Genomic DNA, 1,956 nt, shown 5'->3' on the forward strand with positions numbered 1-1,956 from the left:
CTGGTGGGCGGGATTGGCCAGTTCCTGCTGTTTGCGAGCTTCCGCCGGGCCACGGCGACGCTGCTGGCGCCGTTTGAATACACCGGTTTGATCTGGGCGTTCCTGCTGTCGAGCCTTGTCTGGGGCACGGTGATGGACGTGTCGCTGATTTTCGGCGCCGTGCTGATCGCCATCAGCGGCACCCTGGCCATGCTCAGCGCCCGGCACCCCGTGTCACAGGATGTGGTCGGCGCCGAATGCTCCGTGACGCAGCCCCTGTATCCAGCAACGGCAGATGTGCAGCCCGTTGGCGGGGCTGAAGGTGCCGGGGTTGAGGCACCACTCGAGCCAGAGTCCGTCGAGCATCGCCGATAAGCCGATGGCGGCCAGGCGCGTGTCGTGGATCACGAAGCCTTCGCTCTCGGCCAGGTCGTCGAGCAACTGGCGAATCAGGTCGAGGTAGGCGCGGTAGCTTTTTTCATGGGAGTCATTCACGTGGTTCGAGTGGCGGATCAGGCTCCAGAACACCACCCAGACGCCCAACAGTTTCGGGTCCATGACCCGCGAGGAAAACGAGCCGCGAGGAAAACGAGCCGGCGAGGAATGCATCGAGCCGCGCGGCAGGGCCCACGGCCTGGTCGACTTCCTGCCACAGGGCGGTGGTCAGTTCGCTGGCGAGTTTGTGGTAGGTCTCGGCGATCAGTGCATCGATGCTGCCGAAATGGTGATTGAGCAACCCCACCGAAACCCCGGCTTCAGCGGCGATGCGCCGCACGGAAATGCCGGCATGCCCGTCACGGGCGAGGCTGGTGAGGGTGGCGGCAATCAACAGGTCGCGACGGTCTTCGGCCACAGGCACACCCTCGGTGAAGATACATGGTTGAACGTGTGTTCAATATATACCTGCAGAACCAACAAGAGGAGGGCAACGGCATGGCAAAAGACCTTTCGTGGCAAGTCCCCGGGGATTCCGGGAACACCCTGCACATTGGCGCCTGGCGCTTCGAGGGTGACGGCGACGGCCCTCGGGTGCACCTGCAGGCCGGTGTGCATGCCGATGAAATCGCCGGGATGCTGGTGTTGCATCAACTGCTGCCGCGTTTGCAGGCCTGCCAGGATCAGGGCCGGCTCAAGGGCACGGTGACGGTGGTGCCCCAGGCCAACCCGTTTGGCATTGGCCAGTTTCGCCAGGGGCGGTTGTTGGGGCGGTTTCACGAAGCCACCGGGCAGAATTTCAACCGGGCGTTTGATCATTCATTGGCCATGGAGCGGCCGGCCAGCAACCTGGCGCAATGGCAGAAAAGCCTGGTGCAACTGGCCGCCGATGCTGACCTGGTGCTGGACCTGCACACCGATGATGAAGCCCTGCCATATCTCTACATCCACCGCAGCTTTTGGCCAGAGGGCCAGGTATTGGCGGCGGCGTTGCAGGTGGATGTGGTGATTGTCTGGGACGAGGGCGGTGATGGGTCGTTTGAGGAGACCATCATTGATCACGGGAAGCCGCGGTTGGCGGCGACGATTGAATTGCGTGGGCAGGCGGATGTGAGTGATGCCCTGGCCGGGCAGGATGGTGATGGGATCTGGGCTTGGCTCTGCGCCAGCGGGGTGATTGATGAGGCGCCGGTGATTGCTCAATGGCGGGGGCAGGTGGTGGACATGGGCTGCATGGAGACCATCCTGGCACCGTGTGCCGGGGTGTTGGTGTTTGAAAAAGGTTTGGGTGAACAGGTGGAAGAGGGTGAGCGGTTTGCGCGGATTATTCGGCGGCCTGGGGATCCGGCTTCTGAGGTTGTGCTGCATGCGGCGCAAACCGGGCGGATGGTGACGGGGCATCGGGAGCGGCTGGTTTCACAGGGTTCGGTGGTGGCCAAGTTTACCGGGACGCGGTTGTCTGAGGGGTACAGCGGGGGGGTGTTGGATCCTTAGGCGGGAGTACATATCCGTTTCTTCGGTTATGGCTGGTATTGGTTCCGC

2 protein-coding genes and 2 pseudogenes are annotated in these 1,956 nt (G+C 62.8%); 2 read left to right on the top strand and 2 right to left on the bottom strand.

The window, feature by feature from the left end; translation table 11 throughout:
* Positions 1-354: pseudogene (locus tag HX846_RS39705) on the top strand (EamA/RhaT family transporter); the annotation flags it as partial.
* On the opposite strand, the pseudogene HX846_RS39710 reads toward HX846_RS39705, so the two are convergent.
* Positions 310-537, bottom strand: a pseudogene (locus HX846_RS39710) (TetR family transcriptional regulator C-terminal domain-containing protein); the annotation flags it as partial. The pseudogenes HX846_RS39705 and HX846_RS39710 sit on opposite strands and share 45 nt — an antisense overlap.
* Positions 467-832: a TetR family transcriptional regulator gene (locus tag HX846_RS39715; protein WP_256739861.1), complete on the bottom strand. Its 366-nt coding sequence runs from the start codon at positions 830-832 to the stop codon at positions 467-469. The gene HX846_RS39715 and the pseudogene HX846_RS39710, both read right to left, overlap by 71 nt.
* A gap of 80 nt (positions 833-912) precedes the next feature.
* Here HX846_RS39715 and HX846_RS22965 point away from each other — a divergent pair, with 80 nt between their 5' ends.
* Entirely contained in the window at positions 913-1,908 is a 996-nt protein-coding gene (locus tag HX846_RS22965) for a succinylglutamate desuccinylase/aspartoacylase family protein (protein WP_178966143.1), read from the top strand.
* The last annotated feature ends 48 nt before the right edge of the window (positions 1,909-1,956 follow it).

The organism is Pseudomonas sp. K5002, from assembly GCF_013386655.1.
Lineage (GTDB): Bacteria > Pseudomonadota > Gammaproteobacteria > Pseudomonadales > Pseudomonadaceae > Aquipseudomonas.